General features: G+C 41.9%; 13 protein-coding genes and 1 tRNA gene. 7 read left to right on the top strand and 7 right to left on the bottom strand.

Annotation, left to right across the window (positions count from 1 at the left end; all coding sequences use genetic code 11):
• Positions 1 to 27 precede the first annotated feature (27 nt).
• The 3 genes from dprA to AC1EKB_RS01000 are packed head-to-tail and all read right to left on the bottom strand — an operon-like array spanning position 28 to position 3,691.
• The gene (gene dprA, locus AC1EKB_RS00990; protein WP_415694739.1) at positions 28 to 1,545 is read right to left on the bottom strand and encodes a DNA-processing protein DprA; all 1,518 of its coding nucleotides are present in this window, start codon (positions 1,543 to 1,545) and stop codon (positions 28 to 30) included.
• Positions 1,542 to 3,227: a YifB family Mg chelatase-like AAA ATPase gene (locus AC1EKB_RS00995; RefSeq protein ID WP_481248583.1), complete on the bottom strand. Its 1,686-nt coding sequence runs from the start codon at positions 3,225 to 3,227 to the stop codon at positions 1,542 to 1,544. Before AC1EKB_RS00995 ends, dprA begins: the two co-directional genes overlap by 4 nt.
• A complete protein-coding gene (locus AC1EKB_RS01000; protein WP_415694741.1) occupies positions 3,227 to 3,691 on the bottom strand; it encodes a YraN family protein in 465 nt (154 codons plus the stop codon). Before AC1EKB_RS01000 ends, AC1EKB_RS00995 begins: the two co-directional genes overlap by 1 nt.
• A gap of 242 nt (positions 3,692 to 3,933) precedes the next feature.
• On the opposite strand from AC1EKB_RS01000, the gene glgX reads away from it, so the two are divergent.
• On the top strand, positions 3,934 to 6,057 hold the full coding sequence (glgX, locus tag AC1EKB_RS01005; protein WP_020757416.1) for a glycogen debranching protein GlgX: 2,124 nt from the start codon (positions 3,934 to 3,936) through the stop codon (positions 6,055 to 6,057).
• A gap of 162 nt (positions 6,058 to 6,219) precedes the next feature.
• Here glgX and AC1EKB_RS01010 read toward each other — a convergent pair whose 3' ends face one another.
• Positions 6,220 to 7,272 carry an ABC transporter permease gene (locus AC1EKB_RS01010; RefSeq protein WP_481248584.1) on the bottom strand — a complete coding sequence of 351 codons (1,053 nt, stop codon included), beginning with the start codon at positions 7,270 to 7,272 and terminating at the stop codon, positions 6,220 to 6,222.
• 135 nt (positions 7,273 to 7,407) lie between these two features.
• On the opposite strand from AC1EKB_RS01010, the gene AC1EKB_RS01015 reads away from it, so the two are divergent.
• The 5 genes from AC1EKB_RS01015 to aroA all read left to right on the top strand — a co-directional run bounded on the left by AC1EKB_RS01015 (position 7,408) and on the right by aroA (position 12,583).
• A tRNA-Pro gene (locus tag AC1EKB_RS01015) sits at positions 7,408 to 7,481 on the top strand.
• Between the two features lie 360 nt (positions 7,482 to 7,841).
• On the top strand, positions 7,842 to 8,444 hold the full coding sequence (locus AC1EKB_RS01020; protein WP_415694743.1) for an ECF transporter S component: 603 nt from the start codon (positions 7,842 to 7,844) through the stop codon (positions 8,442 to 8,444).
• A gap of 199 nt (positions 8,445 to 8,643) precedes the next feature.
• A complete protein-coding gene (locus tag AC1EKB_RS01025; protein ID WP_415694744.1) occupies positions 8,644 to 10,245 on the top strand; it encodes an ABC transporter ATP-binding protein in 1,602 nt (533 codons plus the stop codon).
• Positions 10,246 to 10,247: 2 nt separating this feature from the next.
• Positions 10,248 to 11,141 carry an energy-coupling factor transporter transmembrane component T family protein gene (locus AC1EKB_RS01030; protein ID WP_481248585.1) on the top strand — a complete coding sequence of 298 codons (894 nt, stop codon included), beginning with the start codon at positions 10,248 to 10,250 and terminating at the stop codon, positions 11,139 to 11,141.
• A 74-nt stretch (positions 11,142 to 11,215) separates the two neighbouring features.
• Positions 11,216 to 12,583 (top strand): 3-phosphoshikimate 1-carboxyvinyltransferase, encoded by a 1,368-nt coding sequence (gene aroA / locus AC1EKB_RS01035; RefSeq protein WP_415694746.1) that lies wholly within the window; start codon positions 11,216 to 11,218, stop codon positions 12,581 to 12,583.
• A 102-nt stretch (positions 12,584 to 12,685) separates the two neighbouring features.
• Here the strand turns inward: aroA and AC1EKB_RS01040 are convergent, their stop codons facing one another.
• The 3 genes from AC1EKB_RS01040 to AC1EKB_RS01050 all read right to left on the bottom strand — a co-directional run bounded on the left by AC1EKB_RS01040 (position 12,686) and on the right by AC1EKB_RS01050 (position 18,488).
• Positions 12,686 to 13,915 carry an acetate/propionate family kinase gene (locus AC1EKB_RS01040; RefSeq protein WP_481248586.1) on the bottom strand — a complete coding sequence of 410 codons (1,230 nt, stop codon included), beginning with the start codon at positions 13,913 to 13,915 and terminating at the stop codon, positions 12,686 to 12,688.
• Between the two features lie 154 nt (positions 13,916 to 14,069).
• Positions 14,070 to 15,728, bottom strand: coding sequence for a phosphate acetyltransferase (gene pta, locus AC1EKB_RS01045; protein ID WP_481248587.1), 1,659 nt, complete (start codon positions 15,726 to 15,728; stop codon positions 14,070 to 14,072).
• 282 nt (positions 15,729 to 16,010) lie between these two features.
• A complete protein-coding gene (locus tag AC1EKB_RS01050) occupies positions 16,011 to 18,488 on the bottom strand; it encodes a phosphoketolase (protein WP_464407583.1) in 2,478 nt (825 codons plus the stop codon).
• Positions 18,489 to 18,862: 374 nt separating this feature from the next.
• Between AC1EKB_RS01050 and guaA the strand changes: the two genes are divergently transcribed.
• A complete protein-coding gene (guaA, locus tag AC1EKB_RS01055) occupies positions 18,863 to 20,425 on the top strand; it encodes a glutamine-hydrolyzing GMP synthase (RefSeq protein ID WP_020758800.1) in 1,563 nt (520 codons plus the stop codon).
• Positions 20,426 to 20,456 lie beyond the last annotated feature (31 nt).

Genomic DNA, 20,456 nt, shown 5'->3' on the forward strand with positions numbered 1-20,456 from the left:
AGACTTTATGACTTTTTTATTTAAGACTTAAGTCTTTTTTCGATTTATGCTAAAAACGCCATTTTGACTTTTGATTAATTCGTCTAACTCAAGAATCGCAAGCTCTCCTGATATTTGTGATATTGAAAAATCGCCATTTGTTTCCGTTTTTGCAATAACTTCATGAATGTTGTCTATGTTTGAACATACTTTGTTGTGCTTGCACTTGTAAATCGCTTTTAATATAAGCTTTTGTAAATCATTGCAAGTGTCTGGAATGCTTTCGTTATTGCCTAGTGAATGTGGCAAATAATGATGTGAATTAGGGTAGATGTCTTCTATATCTCTGTGTGAGCATATCATCATAGCTTTTCCGTCATGAATAAGCATGTTGCATCCAGCGTTATTTGGCAAAGTTACGTCTCCAGGAACTGCGTACAATTCTCGGTTTAATTCCAATGCCCAATTTGCTGTGTTTAACGCTCCCGACCTTAATCTAGCTTGAGAAACTATGACTTTGCTAGCAAGGGCTGCAATAAGGCGGTTTCTTAGCAAGAATCTGCGTGCTTCTGGAATAGTTTCGGGGCAAAGCTCGCTTATGCACGCGCCTCCGCTTGCAAGTATTGCGTTAAAAAGTTGAGCATTACTACTTGGACCCATATTGTTTAGTCCTCCAGCAAAAACGACTATTGTTTTACCCACAGGGCTTGCGTTTATTGCGTGGCTGTCCAATGCGTCTAATGTTCCCCAATGTGCTGCAGCATCAATTCCGTAAGCTCCGCCAGAAACAATTGTGTGCCCCTTTTTAGCACACGATTTTGCGAAAGTAAAGCTAAGCTCGTACCCGTAGTCATTGCATCCTCTAGATCCAACGATTGCAAGTGGTTGTTTGCATTGAATAAGAGCGTTTGGGTCTCCAATTCCCCATAAGCAAAGTGGTGGAGCAACCTTGCATTTTGTTGCTAAATCTTGTAATTGTTTAGGCCAATACTTGCTTTTTGGAGATATAATCCATTGTGATCCGCTTGAGCTAAACCATTTTTTGAGTTTGCTTGCATCCCAAAAAGGTAGTTTTTGCATTCGTAGGCACCATTTTTTAACAGACTTATGCAATACAGCAAAATTATTTACTTCGTTTTTATTATTTGCACTTTTACCGCCCCAAATTTTAAGACCTTCCAAAAAGCATTTTTCTAGAACTTTGATTTGTGGGTGATTTTTTACAATGTTTATAAGCACATTATCTAAATCGTTTGTGCTTGAATTGGTATTGCCTTCTTGTTGTTCATTTTCGCTCGAATCTTTTTTATAGCAATTTGCTGGAAAGTCAAGTTCTAATTGTTTATTGCTTATTTTGCTTGCGTTTTTAGTAATTGATTCGCAAATAGAATATAGCGCATCTACAATGCTTGCAGCATTAACAGTTCCTATAGTAAGCGTGTACATTATTGCGTCTGCTCCGTCTGTGCAAAACGTTAGGATTGCTCGCGCTAAAGTATCGTCATTTATTGTATAAATATCGCTTGTTTGCGGGTTTGTTATATTTGCGTTATTTGTGCTAATCATATTCTTGTCCTTAAGCTAATTGCTTGAGCCATATCGGTTAAATCTGGGCAAGTGTGACCACAAAGATCTGCTAAAGTCCAAGCAAGTCTAAGTGCTTTATCTGCTCCGCGTAAACTCAACTTGTGTTTTTCAAGAGACTTATTTATAAGCTCAATCGCTTTTTGAGATGTGTATTTTCTAAGCCATGTTCCAGAAGCTTGAGCGTTGCAACTCCAGCCAAGTTTCTTAAAACGATCTTGCGCAACAAGTCTTGCGTTTTTTACGTTTTCACGCATCATTGCACTAGTCAAAATTTTTTCCGACATTTGACTTGCGCCGTTTTCTAACATGGCTTTTTTAGTTATGATTTTTTCTACTGGCGGAACATCCATTTGAATATCAATCCTGTCTAGAATTGGGCCAGAAAGTCTAGAAAAATAGCGTATGCGTTCCTTCTCTTTACAAGTGCATCGCTCTCCATTTCCGTACGCATATCCGCATGGGCATGGGTTTGCTGCTATAACGAGCTGGAATTTAGCAGGATACAGTGTTGTTCCTTTAGATCTAGAAACAGCAATATGGCCAGATTCCAATGGTTCTCTAAGTGTTTGCAAAACTCGTGGTGAAAATTCTGGAGCTTCGTCCATAAATAAAACTCCACAATGCGCGCGAGTTATGATTCCGGGTTTGGCTAAACCTGCGCCTCCTCCTATAAGAGATGCTGCGGAAGAAGTGTGATGAGGCGCTTCAAAAGGCGGAACGTCCGTTATTCCGTAGTAGGGAAGTGTTCCGCAAAGCGACCTAATAGATGCCACTTCTAGCTGCTCTCGCTCGTTAAGAGGGCACATTATGCTTGGCATTCTAGAAGCTAGCATTGTTTTTCCAGACCCAGGAGGACCTATCATCATAACATGGTGTCCTCCAGCTGCCGCCACTTGCAAAGCCCACTTTGTGTGCTCTTGACCTAATACTTCCGACATATCTCCAATCTCGTTTAATGGCTTATCGTTATGTACAGGCTCAACGTTATCTGCCATATTTTTGCTAGAGTATTTAATGCTGTTACTATTAGAATTGTGCAAATCGCCAGCTTTTTCTCTTTCTTCTACTCTAATGTGGTCGTACGTTTTAATCGCATTTAACGCGCGTTCTCTGTTCTTTTCGGCAATCGGCCTAGCTTCGTCTTCTAATTTTCCGTTTAGCTCGTCTACTAAATCTAAAATATGCTTAATACCAATTGCTTCAATCCCATTTACTAGTTTTGCTTCTTCAAGATTTCCGTATGGAATAATCATTTTTGTAATATTTTTTTGCTTAGCGTATAGTGCGATTGGCAGCATTCCTTGAATTGGCAAAACGGATCCGTCTAAATTAAGTTCGCCTAAAATAATAGTGTTTTCTAGCTCACTAAGTGGAATAATTCCTCTAGCGCTTAGTATGCTTGCTGCGATTGCAAGGTCGTAAGAGGCTCCACTTTTTGGCATAGATGCAGGTGAAAGATTTACTGTTAGTCTTGTGTCTGGCCAGTCGCATCGCAAAGACATATATGCTGATTTAACTCGTTCCCTTGCTTCACTTAAAGAAGTGTCGGGAAGGCCAATAATTGAGAATCCAGGCAGGCCGCTAGATATGAATGCTTGCAATTGTATTGTAAAGGCTTTTAACCCGAGTAGTCCTACAGATAATGCGTTTCCAATAATCATTAGAATGCTCCTAAAATGTGGTGTGTTTGAATGTTTTTGTCTTTTAAAATAAGGATTGATACAACGTCGAATCGTATTCTTCTATGCTTAAACATTTTGTGATTTTCTAGCCAATTGAATGCAGCTTTATGCGTTTTTATACGTTTTTCTTCTGTTACTGCTTCTAGCGGAGTACCAAAACGTATGCTTCTACGCGTTTTTACTTCAATAAATACGATTATTCCTTCTGTGTTCATCATTACAACGTCAAGCTCTCCAAAACGGCTATGCCAATTTCTATCTAGCAAAATCCAATTTTTAAGCATTAGTTTTAGTGATGTGTATTCTTCGCCAAGGCTGCCTATTGTTTTATTTGGTATTGAAAAGTCGCATAGTTGTTCTTCGACTTTTGCTACGCGTCTTAGCAGCTCTTCTTGTTGTATATTTTCTTGTTGTATATCTTCTTGCGATATATCTAATATCATGTTTTGCTCGTTTATCATGATGCAATTTCATCAAGCTTAAAATCTTTTTTCTAGCTTTTTAGAGCAATGTGGTTAAAGGCTATACTTCGGCGTGTTGCCCTTTATTTAAGGGAAAATTATATTGTTTGATAAAGTATTTTTTTATTTTCTAAAAAAGCTTGCATTATGTAAAAGTTTAATCTTTTTTAAGAATCGCCTTATGTATTGATGAAAACTATATAAATATATGCAATACTTGAATTATGCAAATTAGACCAGGTTCTATGTATCCGCTTGGAGCTACCTACGATGGCGCGGGCGTAAACTTCGCATTGTTTTCCGAAGTAGCAAAGCATGTTGAGTTGTGCTTGTTTGACGAACAAGACAACGAAACGCGCATCGATATGACTGAGCAGAATTCTTATGTTTGGCATACCTACATATCTGGAATACAGCCAGGCCAGAGATACGGCTATAGAGTTCACGGTCCGTATGATCCAAATCATGGATTGTGGTGTAATCCAAACAAGCTGCTTTTGGATCCATATGCTAAGGCGATTGAGGGCAATATTGACGGCGACGAGAGCCTGTTTTCTTATTGGTTTGCAAATCCAGATGATTTAGCAGCAATGAACACTTTGGATTCTGCAGATCACACTATGAAAGCTGCTGTTATAAACCCATATTTTGATTGGGGGAACGACCAGCACCCAATGATCCCATATCACGATAGCGTGATTTACGAAGCTCATGTTAGAGGAATGACGAATCTAAATCGTAATGTTCCTCCCGAAATTCGCGGAACGTATGCTGGATTAGCTCATCCAAGTGTAATATCTTACTTAAAAAAGCTTGGAATTACTGCAATTGAGCTTATGCCTATTCATCAATTTGTAAACGATTCTTTCTTGCAAAATAAAGGCTTAAGCAACTATTGGGGATATAACACAATTGGCTTCTTTGCTCCTCAAAACTCGTATTCAAGCTCTGGTCAGCGCGGCGAGCAAGTAAACGAGTTTAAGGCAATGGTTAAGGCGTATCATGCTGCAGGAATGGAAGTTATTCTAGACGTTGTTTACAATCACACTGCAGAAGGAAACGATAGGGGTCCAACATTAAGCTTTAGAGGAATTGACAATCGTGCTTACTATCGCTTGGTAGATAACGATCAGCGTCATTATTTTGACACTACTGGCACAGGAAACTCGCTTCTTATGCGATCTCCTAAAGCCTTGCGATTAATCACAGATAGCTTGCGATATTGGGTTACGGAAATGCATGTAGATGGATTCCGATTCGACTTGGCTGCAACGCTTGCTCGTCAATTCCAAGAAGTAGATAAGCTTTCTGCATTCTTCGACATTATTGAGCAAGACCCTATTATCTCTAGCGTAAAACTTATTGCAGAGCCTTGGGATATTGGCGTTGGCGGATACCAAGTTGGTGGATTCCCTCCAAGCTGGTCCGAGTGGAATGGTCGCTACCGCGATTGCGTACGCGATTTTTGGCGCTCGCAGCCTTCGACTTTGCCTGAGTTTGCAAGCCGACTTATGGGAAGCTCCGATTTATATGAGCAAAATGGTCGTAAGCCTGTAGCTTCTGTAAACTTTATTACTGCTCACGATGGCTTTACTATGAACGATTTGGTGAGCTATAACGAAAAGCATAATGAGGCTAATAAAGAAGGTAATAACGACGGTGCTAACGACAATCGTTCGTGGAATTGCGGAGTAGAAGGCCCTACAAATATTCACGATGTTAACGAGCTTCGTCAGCGTCAAATGCGAAATCTTTTCTCCACTTTGCTAATGAGCCAGGGCATTCCTATGATTTGCGCTGGAGACGAGATTATGCGTACTCAAAATGGAAACAACAACGCATATTGCCAAGATAATGCTATTTCTTGGATTAATTGGGACTTTGATTCCACTCAAAAAGATATGTTTGACTTTGTTTCTAAGCTTATTCATTTAAGGTTGGATCACCCTGTTTTACATAGGCGTAGGTTCTTTATTGGTCGTATGCCTTCGGACGATGCTTCAGAGATTCCGCAAGTAGAGTGGTTTGATCACACAGGTTCCGTAATGGATATGGAAGCTTGGACTAATACTCACGCGCTTTCGGTGATGATTTATTTGAACGGTTCAGATATTCCAGAAACCGATTGGTACGGAAGCAGAATGGTCGATAATGACTTTATTCTTATTTTCAACGCGCATTATGAGCCTATAACTTTCACTTTGCCAGATAAGCGTTATGGCGAAAAGTGGACTCTTGTTGTAGATACTCATAATCCAAAAGGTCCGCAATTGCATTACGAATCTGGTTTTAATATTGTTGCTCAATCAAGAAGCTTCCTTCTTCTTATGAGCGAGAAGCAAGAATAATATAAAAAAATAATATCAATAATATTAAGAATAATATAAGCAAATTAATTAATTGTGGCCTACGGCTTTGCTGATTTTAGCTGGTGGTAGGTCACATTTTTAATATCTTGATTTAATATCTTGATTTAATATCTTGATTTAAGACATTATTTAAGATTTGACTTAAGACCTTAGACGGTCGCTTTGCATAGCTGCGACTTGTCTTGAAAACACTATTATCCACCCTAAAAATAGTAAACAAGACAAAGCTTCTACATTTGTTAAAGTGTTATTGCCATGAACCCATTGGTTTCCAACCCAAGCCGTAAGAATAACGGCTAAATCCGAAGCAACGTAGAATGTTTTAGAAAGCCTAGGAGCAAGCCATGGAAGGCATATAAGCATTGTGCAAATAAGGCCAGTAACGCCTCTAGCGCATAAATCGTGTATAACAGGGTGGGGAGTATAGCGGAACGTTCCGATTCCAATAAATGCTATTCCTCCAAGAATCAGTAAAGCTGCCATAATGGTTGTTCGAGTCTTAAAATGCTTTGTAGCGTTATCGCCCTTATTTTGCAAGATTTCGTGCTGTGTTGCAACAAACTCGGTTATAGCAAAGTAGCTTGTAATAATAATGCATATTCCAGCTAGAATCAGCGTTGCGTTAAACATGCTTGCTGCGAACGTTGTTCTATCGCCTAGTTGAGAGAAGTTATTGTTGTACCAATACGGGTCGTCGGAAGTTAATCCAGCTGTTGCAGCTCCAGAAATCACAAATAGTGGAAGAAGCGAAGCAACGGTTTTTGCTTCTAAAAGTTCTGCTTGTACAAGAGTTGCGTATCCAACAATTCCACTTAATGCGCAACAAAGAACAGGAAGATAAGTGTTTACGGCGCTTCTTCCAATAATGCTGTTGATTATAGAAAGAAGAGCAAAAGACATAAGTAGCATTGTTGCGCCATAAATTGTAGAAAGCGCGATTATTTCAAAAGCATGTTTTGCAATTTGCAACCAATTCTTTTTAAGGATTCCTTTGTGTGTTCTTAAATATCCGACTACAAAAGTGCACATGCTGCAAGACGCAACCACTCCAGACGCCATTGTAAACAAACGTTGCGTAACTTGCCATATTGCTGGCATTGTGTTTATGTATATAGACATTACAATCATGCCAAATAATGCGCATGCTAGAAAAGCGATTAATCCAGCCGCCTCTGCACGTTGAAAACGCCCCATATAAACCTCTAAAATTCGTTTCCTATTTTTCAATGCTGATTCTATTCTATCGCGCGTGTTGCAAATTTGCGTTTGTCGGCAATGTGCGCTATTGTATTTGATTGTGCTTGGAGCTGGTAATCAGCTAGAAAGCCTCGGGGTGTAGCGCAGTTTGGTAGCGCGCCTGCTTTGGGAGCAGGATGTCGCAGGTTCGAATCCTGTCACCCCGACTTTTTTGTATCTGCTTGTTTTCTGTGTATTTTTAATCAAATTGTGTATTTTTAATCGAACTATGTATTTTTAATCAAACTGTGTACGTAACTATGTATTTATATAAAATTGCGTATTTGTATTTTAAACACTTACTATACAAAAAAGCACTCTATGTGTATTCTTGTATAGGTGAGTTTTTGATGCATTATTTGCATTACATTCTTACACTGTGATTATAAATATTTTGACTCGGGAGCCGTTTTGGCTGAGAGGAAGCGAAAGCTTCGACCGATTGAACGTGTGCTAAGTAATATTAGCAACGGATGTCGCTCTTTTCCCGTGCCCAAATCTTTCAATATTGAAGAAAGGCACTTATTATGACTAATGTTTCAATGGAACATTCTAATCGCTGGCGTATTCTTGATATCGTCATAGCTGCTATCATCGCTGTTGCATCTGGCGTATTATTCTGGGCTTGGGATATTGTGTGCGCAGCTCCTACTAATCTTTTTGCAAGCTTGTTGCCTGGTGCGGAAGGCTTATCTAATGGTTTTTGGCTTTTTGCTGGACCTTTAGCTGCAATAATCGTGCGTAAGCCTGGCGCTGCATTGTTTGCCGAAACGCTTGCTGCTTTTGTGGAACTTATGTTAGGAAATCAGTGGGGTGTTGGCGGATCGTTAATCGTCGGTATTATTCAAGGCGTTGGCGCTGAACTTGCATTCATTTTCTTTATGTACAAAACATGGAATCTGCTTTCCACTGCAATATCTGGATCGTTAGCAGGCGTAGCTTGCTTTATTTACAATTGGGTTAGCGGCGGTCAAGGCTGGAATACTCAGTATATTATTGCAAATCTAATTACTTCTATTATTTCTGGCCTTATTGTTGCAGGTATTGTTGTGTGGCTTGTTCAAAAGGCATTAGCTGCAACTGGTGTGCTTGATCGTTTTGAATCGGGCCGTCCTCAAGCATTAGTGTGAGTTATATCTAAATACTAATTGCAACTTGTAAACTATCGTGTTTAATGCTCAAAATGCAAAAACACGGTAGTTTACTCGTATGATGTTTATATTTCGTACTTGTTTTATGTTTTATATTTTTTGAAATTGTGTTATGCAATTTTTATATTTTTAGATTTTGCTATTTTTAGATTTTGCTATGCAATGAAAGTTTGTTTGTATGCAATTTGTTGATAAAAACGAGTGGACTCCAGCGAGCGTAGTCGCTAAAGACTGGGGTTGGAGACACGCTACGCGCAAAGATTTTGTGTTAAGAAATGTAAATATTGATATTAAGCCTGGCGAGCATGTGTTGCTTTTAGGTGCTTCTGGCGCTGGGAAAAGCACGTTTATGGCTGGTTTAGCAGGTGTTTTAGGTGATGAAACAGAAGGCATGGAAGAAGGTAGCCTTCTAATCGGTGGCGTTCATGCTAGAGATGCTCGCGGAAAAGTTGGACTTGTTATGCAAGATCCTGATTCTCAAATCATTCTTGAAAGAGTAGGCGACGACGTAGCTTTTGGAAGTGAGAATCTTGGAGTTAATAGCGAAGAGACTTGGAATCGCGTAAAGCTTTCGCTAAAAGCTGTTGGATTAGACAATATTACTCGAGGAAGTCAGGGTCTTAGACGCTCAACACAATCTTTATCGGGAGGTCAAAGACAACGTCTTGCTTTAGCAGGAGTGCTTGCAATGCATCCTGGGTTACTGCTTTTAGATGAGCCTACAGCTAATCTAGATCCTAAAGGTGTTCAGCAAGTTCATGATGCTGTGGCGAATATTCTTAAAAAAACAGGTTCTACAATGATTGTAGTTGAACATCATATTGATGTGTGGCTGGATTTGATTGATAGAGTTATTGTTATTGGAAAAAACGAAAATAATAATGATGCAAATGTAGGATGCGTTATTGCAGACGGTAAGCCTGAGGATGTTTTTGAAAAATATGGCGATATGCTTGCAAAAGGTGGTGCTTGGGTTCCAGGAAGAACAGTTGAATCTTTTGCACCTAAACGTTGCGATGACGAAATCAATAGCGAAATCAATAGCGAAATCAATTACGAAATCAAAGATGCGGAAGAATCTGTTGCGCTCTATACTAATGATTGCTCTTTTGGAAGAACTCTGCCACTAGCAGAACATGTTAATGTAGCTTTTCGTTTTGGCGAAGTAACGGCTTTAATGGGGCCTAATGGTGCTGGTAAAACCACGCTAGCGTTAACGCTTGCAGGCTTATTAAAACCAATTGCTGGCAGTGTGTGCATGATGGAAAAGTATGTTCCAAAACGACGTAAAAATAATCTTTTTACTTGGAAAAGTCAAGAATTGCTAGGGCGAGTCGGCATGGTGTTTCAGGAGCCAGAACATCAATTTATAACATCGTCTGTAAGAGACGAAGTTGCTGTAGGTCCTAAAAAGCAAGGAAAAAGCGAAAAGGAATCTTACGATATTGCCGATAGCATGCTTGAACGTATGGATTTAAAGCGTTTTGCTCTTGCTAATCCTTATACATTATCTGGAGGAGAAAAACGTAGACTTTCTGTAGCTACGCTTTTAGCTGCCGCTCCGCGTGTTGTTATTATGGATGAGCCTACTTTTGGGCAAGATTTTAGAACTTGGACAGCAATGGTAAAACTTATTGCGCAAATACGCGATAGTGGCTCAGCGGTGATTGTGGTTACTCACGATGACGAGCTTGTAAAGTCTTTAGATGCCAGAGTAATAAGAGTTGAGTACGAAAAAATCGTAGAGTCCGCTCATAACTATAGCGAAGGGAATGAGTAGAAGTGAATAAAACTAGTAGTGCAGAAGAATCGTCTAGTATTCAAGTTAAAGATTTTGAAAGTTTATTAAAAGTTTCGCATATTGATGTAACAGCGTCTTCTAAACGTTTAGAAAGTGAACGACTAGTTTCGCCTTCTTGGTTTATTCGTAAGCTCAATCCAATAAGTCGTTTTATTGGAGCGTTATTACTCTGCTTGCCTATGTTTGTTACATTAGATATTGTTTCTGCTTCTATTGCATTTGGTTTAGATATACTGTTATTTGCAATTGCTGGAGTAACTCCTTGGTATGTTTTACGTCATACTTGGCCAGTTTGGATTGCTGCTTCGGGTAGTTTTATATCGGTTCTTTTATATGGTCAAAGTTCTGGAGATGATATATTTAAGTTTGGCTGGATGCATATAAGCCAAGGATCATTTTATTTGGCAATTTGTACCTTTGTTCGTGTTGCATCTGTAGCAGTTCCAGGCGTTATATTAGCCATTGGATTAGATCCAACTGATTTAGCAGACGGCTTAGTGCAGATTTTGCATTTTTCTCCACGATTTGTGTACGGAGCATTAGCTGGATTGAGAATGTTTAGTCTATTACAAAATGATTGGCGTGCTTTTGGTTTAGCTCGCAGGTCTCGTGGTATATCGGATGGTAAAGCGTTACAGCGCATGCTTTCGCAATCTTTTGGCTTGCTTGTGTTATCTATTCGCAGAGGCACGAAACTTGCTACAGCTATGGAAGCTAGGGCTTTTGGAAGTAGTATTAAACGTGTTCCAGCACGAAAATCGAAGTTAACAGCATACGATTGGATATTTTATGCAATTTGCATTGCTGTTCCTACTATTGCTTTATATGCTTCAATACAAACAGGATATTGGCATAATGCGTTTATTCGTATGTAAAGCATTGTGTAAATCATTTTGAAAATTGCAATGCGTACATATTCATAGATAGTATTCATAATATGAGCGGAATAATGAATTCTTATAATCATGATGATGTTTGGCAAGCTCCATCGTGTAATACGCCTTTGAACGCAACAGTGAATATTCCTGGAAGCAAGTCGTTATCTAATCGATATTTGATTTTGGCAGCTCTTGGAAGTAAGCCAGTTGTTCTAAAGGGATTGCTGAGATCAAGAGATACAGAACTTATGATTAACGCGCTAAGCGTATTTGGAGTTAAATGCGATTTTTTAAGCGAAGATGGCACTACAGTTTGCGTTATTCCGCCTAAAAATGGCGTTTTTAACGTAGATAATAATGCGGTTGTTAATTGTGGTTTAGCTGGAACGGTTATGCGTTTTGTAACGGCTTTAGCGCTGTTTGCAAATAATTGTGTGAAATTTGATGGAGATGAGCAAGCGTATGCTCGTCCAATGAAGCCTGTTCTAGATGGATTGGAGCAGTTGGGCGCAAAAATCGTATATCACGGAAATGTTGGATTCTTACCATTTAGTGTTACTCCGCCCAAAAATCTTGAATCATATAGTGTAAATTGTGCGCAAAATCCTAGCAATAATCGCGTTATTCGTATCGACTCTTCGTCATCGTCTCAATTTATATCTGCGCTGTTGCTAATTGCATCTCGAATTCCAGGAGGATTACAAATAGAGCATATTGGAAGCAAATTGCCTAGTATGCCTCATATTCAAATGACAATGGAAGATGTGCGCAAAGCTGGCGGAGTAGTAGATATGCCAAAAAGCGGAGTATGGCGTATTAAAGAGCATGACTTGACTTTGCCACATGAAGTTGTTGTAGAGCCAGATCTTTCTAATGCAGCGCCTTTTATTGGTGCAGCGTTGATTGCTGGCGGATGCGTTAAAATCCCTAATTGGCCGCTTAAAACAACTCAGCCTGGGGGATTGTTGCCTGGGATTCTTGAGCAAATGGGCGCAAAAATTGTTTTTGAGCATTCGGCTGCGGATTCTTCAACATTGTGCGTGACTGGAAGTGGCAAAATTCACGCAATTAAGTCGCTTGATTTGTCTGCTGCTGGCGAGATTGCTCCAAGTATTGCTGCGATTCTTGCGTTTGCAGACGGTGTAAGTGAGTTGCACGGTATTGCACATTTAAGAGGCCACGAAACGAATCGCTTGAGTGCAATAGTTACGGAACTAAATCGCGTTGGAATAGGCGCAGAAGAGTTAGATGATGGAATCCGTATTATTCCTAGCAAAAATATGCATGGGGAAGTGATGGAGACTTATGCGGATCATCGCATGGCAACTTTTGCATCAATGTTAGGTCTTCGTATATCTAATATAGTCGTAAAAAATATTGCTACTACGCGCAAAACTATTCCTGATTTTCCTGGTATGTGGAATAAGATGCTTGAATAGTGTGCTTAAATAGTGAGCCTAAATAACAAATAATCCCGAGTTTTTTTAACCCGGGATTATTTATGTGTTACGTTTTTACGTTACGTTGTTTTACACTACGATTTAGCGCTCAAACTTGTTGCCGTAAGAATCGACTCCAGCTTCTGCGATTTGTGCAGACTTTCGAGCGATTGCCAACTCTTCGTTGGTTGGGATTACAGCAATAATCACAGAGCTATCTGGAGTGGAAATAACGCGTGGCTCTTTAGAGCGAACCAAGTTCTTCTCTTTATCGAGTTTAACGCCGAATGGAGCAAGCTTTTCGCACACAAGAGCGCGAACAATCTCGTCGTTTTCACCAACGCCAGCAGTGAATGTGATTACGTCCACGCCGCCCATTTGAGCTGTGTAGTTGCCAATGTAGCCAACAATGCGGTGAACGTACACGCCAAGAGCAAGCTTAGCGTCTTCGTCGCCTTCTGCGATGAGCTTATGAATATCGCGCAAATCGCCGTGGCCAGTCATGCCCATCATGCCAGAACGCTTGTTAAAGAGCGTATCAAGCTCGTCTACGTTCATGTGAGCGTTGCGAATAAGGTGGAACACTACAGCTGGGTCAATATCTCCAGTGCGGCCGCCCATCATTAAACCTTCGAGTGGCGTTAAGCCCATAGAAGTTTCAATTGGCTTGCCAGAAATCTGAGCAGAAGCAGAAGCACCGTTACCAATGTGCAAAACAATCTGCTTTAAGCCTTCTGCAGGCTTTCCAACAACGCTTGGAACTACAGAGCCAATGTATTCGTGGGAAGTGCCGTGAGCGCCATAGCGACGAATGTGGTACTGGTTTGCAATATCTTTGTTCAATGCGTAAGTCGCAGCAACCTGTGGCAAATCGTGGAAGAACGAAGAGTCAAACACCATAATTTGTGGAACATCTGGCAAAAGTTCAGTCATAACTTCAGCGCCAACAGCCTCAGGGCCGTTGTGAAGTGGAGCCAAAACAGCCAAATCCTTCACCTTATTAATAGTCTTTTTGTTTACTAATGCAGGCTTAGGGAATGTTAAGCCACCCTGAACAACGCGGTGTCCAACAGCTACGATTCCAGACTCGGAAAGATTTGGACCATATTCTTCGAAGAATCCAAGTACGCGCTTTAAGCCCTGCTCGTGATCGTGAACTGGCTCGTCAAACTCATGCTTTTCGCCATTGAATACGTGCTTGTAGTGTCCGTCAACTGGTTCGCCAATTTTTTCTACGATACCAGACGCAATACCTTCGCCGCTTTCCAAATCGACGAGCTGGTACTTAATAGAACTAGAACCAGAATTGATAACAAGAACGGTTTTTGCCATGAGGGCATCCTCCATAAAGTGTTGATAAGGCTAGTAAATTGCCATGTTTAAGTGTACATGCAAGTTCCTACAATGAGTGCTTTTGTATTTACTTATTATTACATTTGCAAATCATTGTAAGAACTTGCAATTATTAAATTATTGCTTGCGATTATTAGAATTGCGCTTCCAATGCTGTAAGAGCAACAGTGTTGATAATATCTTGAACCAATGCGCCTCTAGACAAGTCGTTAACAGGCTTGTTTAAGCCTTGCAGGATTGGTCCAACAGCTAAAGCGCCGCTGGAGCGCTGAACGGCCTTGTATCCAATGTTTCCAGCGCATAAGTCTGGGAACACAAACACATTTACGTGGCCTGCTACATCATTGCCTTTAGCTTTGGATGCAGCAACAGTTTCGGACCATGCAGCGTCAAACTGAATAGATCCAACAACTTTTAAGTCTGGGTCGCTTTCTTTTACAATCTTTGTTGCTTCTTCTACAAGATCAACGTCTGGGCCTTTTCCAGATCCAAGAGTGGAGTAAGATAGCATGCCAACCTTAGGATCTAAGCCAAAAGCTTTAGCAGTTTGTGCGGATTGAAGAGCAATATCTGCAAGCTGTTGCGCGTCTGGATTAAGGTTGATTGCGCAATCTGCAAACACAGCTACATGATCCTTAAAGCACATAATGAATGCGCCAGAAACAAGCTTAGATCCAGGCTTAGTTTTAATAACTTGAAGAGCAGGGCGAACGGTATTAGCCGTTGAGTTAACAGAGCCAGAAACAAGTCCGTCTGCTAATCCAAGTACCACTAGCATTGTGCCAAAGTAGCTTGCGTCTTTAAGCTGCTCTCTAGCTTGATCTTCTGTCATGCCTTTCTTTGCGCGCAATTCGCAAAGCTTGCTAATCATTTTGCCAAGAATCTCTTCGTCGCTCATAGATTGGAAGCTTGCTTTGTTAAGAGACTTTAATCCAAGCTCTTGTGCTCTTGCAAGAATAGATTCGCTTTCTCCAATAATAATGAGGTTTACAATGTCTCGCTCTAGCAAGTAATCAGCTGCTTTTAGAATGCGATCTTCTTCGCCTTCTGGAAGCACTATTGTTTTCTTATTTGCTTTAGCTTTTCCAAGCAAGCTGTATTGGAAGGCGTATGGGGTAGTAGGAGCGGCAAATGGCTGTTGCAAAGCGCTAATGATTTCTTCATCTGCAACGTAATCGCTGAATTTATTCGACTCTGCATCGCTTATAGAAGGCAAAGTCCAAAGTGGAGCGCCATTATTGCTTTGAGCATAGTCTTCTTTTAGTTCTTTTGCTAAGTCTTCTTTGCAATCAGTTACAAACACGCCGAATACTTTTGTGTATTCTTTGCTAATGCTTGCGGATTGTGCTTCGATTGTTTGCAAGATTTGCTTGCTATCTCTGCCTTCTGCGCAAATGCTTAGGAACACAGGAGAAGCTAAGTCTGCTGCCACACTTGCATCGAATCTAAACAAGTCTGGATCAAATACAGAAGTAGAATCGCTTGATACAATAACGCATCCTTGAGCGTTTGTTGCGCTAATCAGCTCGTTGTAATGAGCTACAATGTCTCCTCTTAGTGTGTCTTTGTTTTTACGAACTGCGCATGGGCATGCTGCGATTACTTGTTCCAGCGTTGGTTTTGTGTTGCTTGCGGCTATCAATTCGCTTGTAAACACGTCATCATGCTTTGCGGATGGTCTAAAAACAGTTGTTGAATAATGATTAGAGAGAGCTTTTGTAACTCCTAGTGCTACAACATTGCGACTTTGCGCGCAATCTGCGCTAATAATAGTTACGTTAACTAACGACACGACTTTTCTCCTTTGATGCGTCTGTGTTTATTCTATTTTGCGTTGCATTTTATTTTGCGTTGCATTTTCGTTTTTGCTATTCTTCGTGTTTCAACGTTGAAAATTGCATGTCGAACGAAGAATCCTTAGCTATTTTAAGACTATTTGCAAAACAACAAGCGGAAATTTTGATTTTTATGTGTTTTATTATTAATTTTTTGTGCGACTAATTTTTTAGGGAGCCAACCTTTCGATTGACTCCCTAAAAATCAGCTAAGCAATTTTAGCGTTGATAGCTTAAAACTACTCGTTATCGCCAGCGGTTGCAGCGGTAGCGGTGACAGCGCCTGGCTTGTCGGTCTTAACGCCTGGCCATACCCAATCGGTGTAGTCTGGGTGATCAAGACCCTTGTCGACTGCATACTGGAAGGCTTCGAGGCGGAAGTCCTCGAGCTTCTTGATTTCGTCGGCATACTTAGCGGCATCAACCATGCGCAATGCTTCAGCAGTAAGCTCGTAACGATCCATGTCGTTCACGCGAACCATATCGTATGGCGTGGTGGTGGAGCCCTGCTCCTTGTAGCCATGAACGTTGAAGTTGTCGTGGTTTGGACGATCGTAAATCAAGCCGCGAACGTCATGTGCATAGGAGTGGTAAGCGAAGAGGACTGGCTTGTCTGCAGTGAAGAGATCAGTGAACTCTTCGTCAGTCAAAGCTTCGTTGTTTTCCTTAGCGGACTGCAACTTGAGCAAGTCAACAACGTTAACAACCTTGAACTTAACGCCAAGCTTGTTCAATTTGTCGGCAGCGGCCATCAATTCCTGCTGTGGAACATCGCCAACACCAGCAAGAACAACCTGAACTTCGTCATTGTTCTTAGCGTTGGAAGCCCACTTCCACTCAGCAGCACCCTTCTCGAGCTCTTCACGAGCTTCGTCGAGAGTCAACCAAGTAGCAGCTGGCTGCTTACCAGCGAAGATGGCGTTAATCATGTTGGTGGACTTGTAAGCCTTTTCAGCAACAGCAAGCAACATGTTGGAATCCACTGGGAAGTAGATGCCGATTACGTGATCGTTGTTGAAGGTCTTGTTCAAGAGCACGGAGGTTACGCCTGGATCCTGGTGCGAGAAGCCGTTGTGATCCTGACGCCATACGTGAGAGGACACAAGCAAGTTCACAGAGGAGATTGGCTTACGCCATGGGATCTCGCGAACTGTAGCCTCAAGCCACTTTGCGTGCTGGTTCAACATGGAGTCAATAACGTGTACGAAGGACTCGTAAGAGCTCCAAATGCCGTGACGACCAGTGAGCAAGTAACCCTCGAGGAAGCCTTCCATCTGGTGCTCGGAAAGCTGCTCGGTAACCTGGCCGGTAACAGCCATGTGCTCGTCGACTAAGCCAGAAAGGTAGCCTGCGTCCCACTGCTTGTTGGTTACCTCGTAAGCAGCCTGCAAACGGTTGGAAGCGGTCTCATCTGGGCCGAAGATACGGAAGGAATCTGGGTTGTTCTTTATGATGTCACGAGTGTAAACACCAAGACGACGGGTAGCTTCGAGCTGACCCCAGCCGTGACCGAATTCCTTAACTTCCTTGACTTCGTAATCCTCAAGCTTTGGAAGCTTAAGATCTTCGCGAATACGACCACCATTGGCATTTGGATTTTCGCCAATACGGAGTTCGCCCTTTGGCATGAAGGAAAGAACGTCTTCCTTAACAGCACCCTTTTCATCGAAGAGCTCTTCAGGCTTGTAGGACTTCATCCAGTTCTTCAAAACCTCGAAGTGAGCTTCGGTATCGCGAGCGGAAGCCAGTGGAACCTGGTGTGCACGCCAAGAACCTTCGGTCTTCTTGCCGTCGATGAACTTCGGGCAAGTCCAACCCTTTGGAGTGCGGAAGATAATCATTGGGTAGTAAGGGCGAGTTACATCGTTAGTCTGAGCCTTGGCCTTAATATCGCAAATCTCATCGAAGATAGTTTCAAACATATCGGCAAAGCGACGGTGAATGGAAAGATGATCCTCATCGTCGAAGCCAGCAACGAACTCATATGGTTCGTAACCCATGCCGTGGAAGAACTCGTGAAGCTCTTCGTCGGAAATACGGGAAAGAATGGTTGGGTTAGCAATCTTGTAGCCGTTCAAATGCAAGATTGGAAGCACAATACCATCGGTACGTGGGTTTACGAGCTTGTTGGACTGCCAACCAGTAGCCAAAGGACCAGTTTCAGCTTCGCCATCGCCAACGATTGCTGGAACGAACAAGCTTGGGTTGTTCATAACAGCGCCGTAAGCGTGGGAGAGAGCGTAACCAAGCTCGCCACCTTCGTGGATGGAACCTGGGGTCTCAGGAGCGAAGTGAGAAGGAATACCGCCTGGGTAAGAGAACTGGCGGAAGAACTTCTGCAAACCAGCTTCGTCCTTGGTGATCTTTGGATAGTACTCAGTGTAGGTACCGTCAAGATAAGACTGAGCAGTACCAGCTGGGCCGCCGTGGCCTGGACCCATGATAATCACGGTATTCTGCTGGTGATCAGCAATAAAGCGGTTGATGTGTCCAATAAGGAAGTTAAGGCCTGGAGTTGTACCCCAGTGGCCGACTAGACGATGCTTAACATCTTCGCGAGTAAATGGCTCCTTCATTAGAGGATTGCTGCGAAGATAAATCTGACCGATAGCGAGGTAATTAGCAACGCGCCAATACTTGTCTACGCCTTCGATGGCCGCCTCGGAAACTGGAGCGTTAAGCTTCTTCCAAGGGGTGCCAATAACAGGACTCGTCATGTGTACTCCTGTACTCAAGCACTTTTCAGTGCGATTTTAATCATTACCATTTGGTTATAGAGGTCAAAAAACAAACGTATTAGCCTCTTTTTCCATCTTTTTCAGTATAGTAACAGCTTTTGACTTTTGTGCGTTTGATTAGTTACTACGTGCGAATTTGTTGAAAAAATGTGTTAAAGTGTTAACAAAAATCACCTTAAAAGTATCAATTATGTTATGTTTGATGTTCACTTTGTTGTAATGTCAATGTTGTTTATTTTTGTAATTTTTATAATTTGTTAAGTTGCGGCGTTTCGCACAACGCCAACGTCTCAAAGCGCCATTAGTATAAATTGAATCACCTATAAATGTGTTTCTTATATATAAGGAGAATCATGGCAAACGGTCCGGTACTTGTAGTTGACTTCGGTGCCCAATATGCCCAGCTAATCGCTAGAAGAGTAAGGGAAGCAAACGTTTATTCGGAGCTTGTTCCACACTCTATGCCAGTAGAGGAGATGCTTGCAAAAGATCCAAAAGCCATAATTCTTTCTGGCGGACCTGCCTCTGTTTATGAGCCAGGAGCGCCAAAAATTGACACAAAGATTTTTGAAGCAGGCGTTCCAGTGCTTGGAATTTGCTACGGATTCCAAGTTATGGCTCACGAGCTTGGCGGCGTTGTAGACAAAGCTGCATTGGGTGAGTATGGAAAAACGCATGCAACTATTGATGAAGCAGAAGGATTGCTTGCAAATTCTCCATTAGAGCAAAACACTTGGATGAGCCACGGAGTGGCAGTTAAGAGTGCGCCAGAAGGATTTGAGGTGCTTGCTCACACTCAAGGCGCTCCAGTTGCAGCTATGCAAGACAAAAGTCGCAAGCTTTACGGAGTGCAATGGCATCCAGAAGTCAAGCATACGCCTTTAGGTCAAAAGCTTATTTCTACATTCTTGCATGAATGTGCAGGGTTGGAGAATGATTGGAATCCTTCGAGCATTATAGAAGACCAGGTTGCAAAGATTCGCGCCGAAGTTGGAGATGCACAAGTTATTTGCGGACTTTCTGGAGGAGTCGATTCCGCTGTTGCTGCAGCTCTTGTGCATAAAGCAATCGGAGATCAGCTTACTTGCGTTTTTGTGGATCATGGTCTTCTTCGTAAAGGCGAAGTCGAACAAGTTAAGCATGATTTCGTTGAGGCTACTGGAATCAAGCTTATTGCAGTAGATGCAGAAGATGACTTTTTAGATGCGCTTAAAGGTGTGAGTGAGCCAGAGCGCAAGCGCAAGATTATTGGCGAAAAGTTTATTCGCACATTTGAAAAAGCTCAGCGTCAAGTTATTGAAGAAGCTGGTAAAACTGGAGCAGAAGTTAAGTTCCTTGTACAAGGCACGCTTTACCCAGATGTTGTTGAGTCTGGCGGCGGAGACGGTGCTGCAAATATTAAGTCGCATCACAATGTTGGCGGCTTACCAAAGGACTTAAAGTTTAAGCTTATTGAGCCTTTGCGCACGCTGTTTAAGGATGAGGTTCGCGCAATTGGTACGGAGCTTGGGCTTCCAGATGCTATTGTGTGGCGTCAGCCGTTCCCAGGTCCTGGTTTGGGAATTCGCATTGTTGGCGAGATTACTCGCGAGCGTTTAGCTGTGCTTAGAGAGGCAGACGCGATTGCACGCGAAGAGCTTTCTGCAGCCGGATTAGATCGCGATATTTGGCAATGCCCAGTAGTGCTTTTGGCAGATGTTCACTCTGTTGGAGTTCAGGGAGACGAGCGCACATATGGTTCTCCGATTGTGCTTCGACCAGTAAGCTCTGAGGATGCTATGACCGCTGATTGGTCGCGAGTTCCTTACGATGTGTTGGCAAAGATTTCTACTCGAATCACAAACGAATGCCGTCAGATTAATCGCGTTGTGTTAGACGTTACATCTAAACCACCAGCAACAATCGAGTGGGAATAGTAGCAAAAAAAACAAAAAACCTTGTAAAATC

The organism is Gardnerella sialicivorans subsp. sialicivorans, assembly GCF_056746795.1.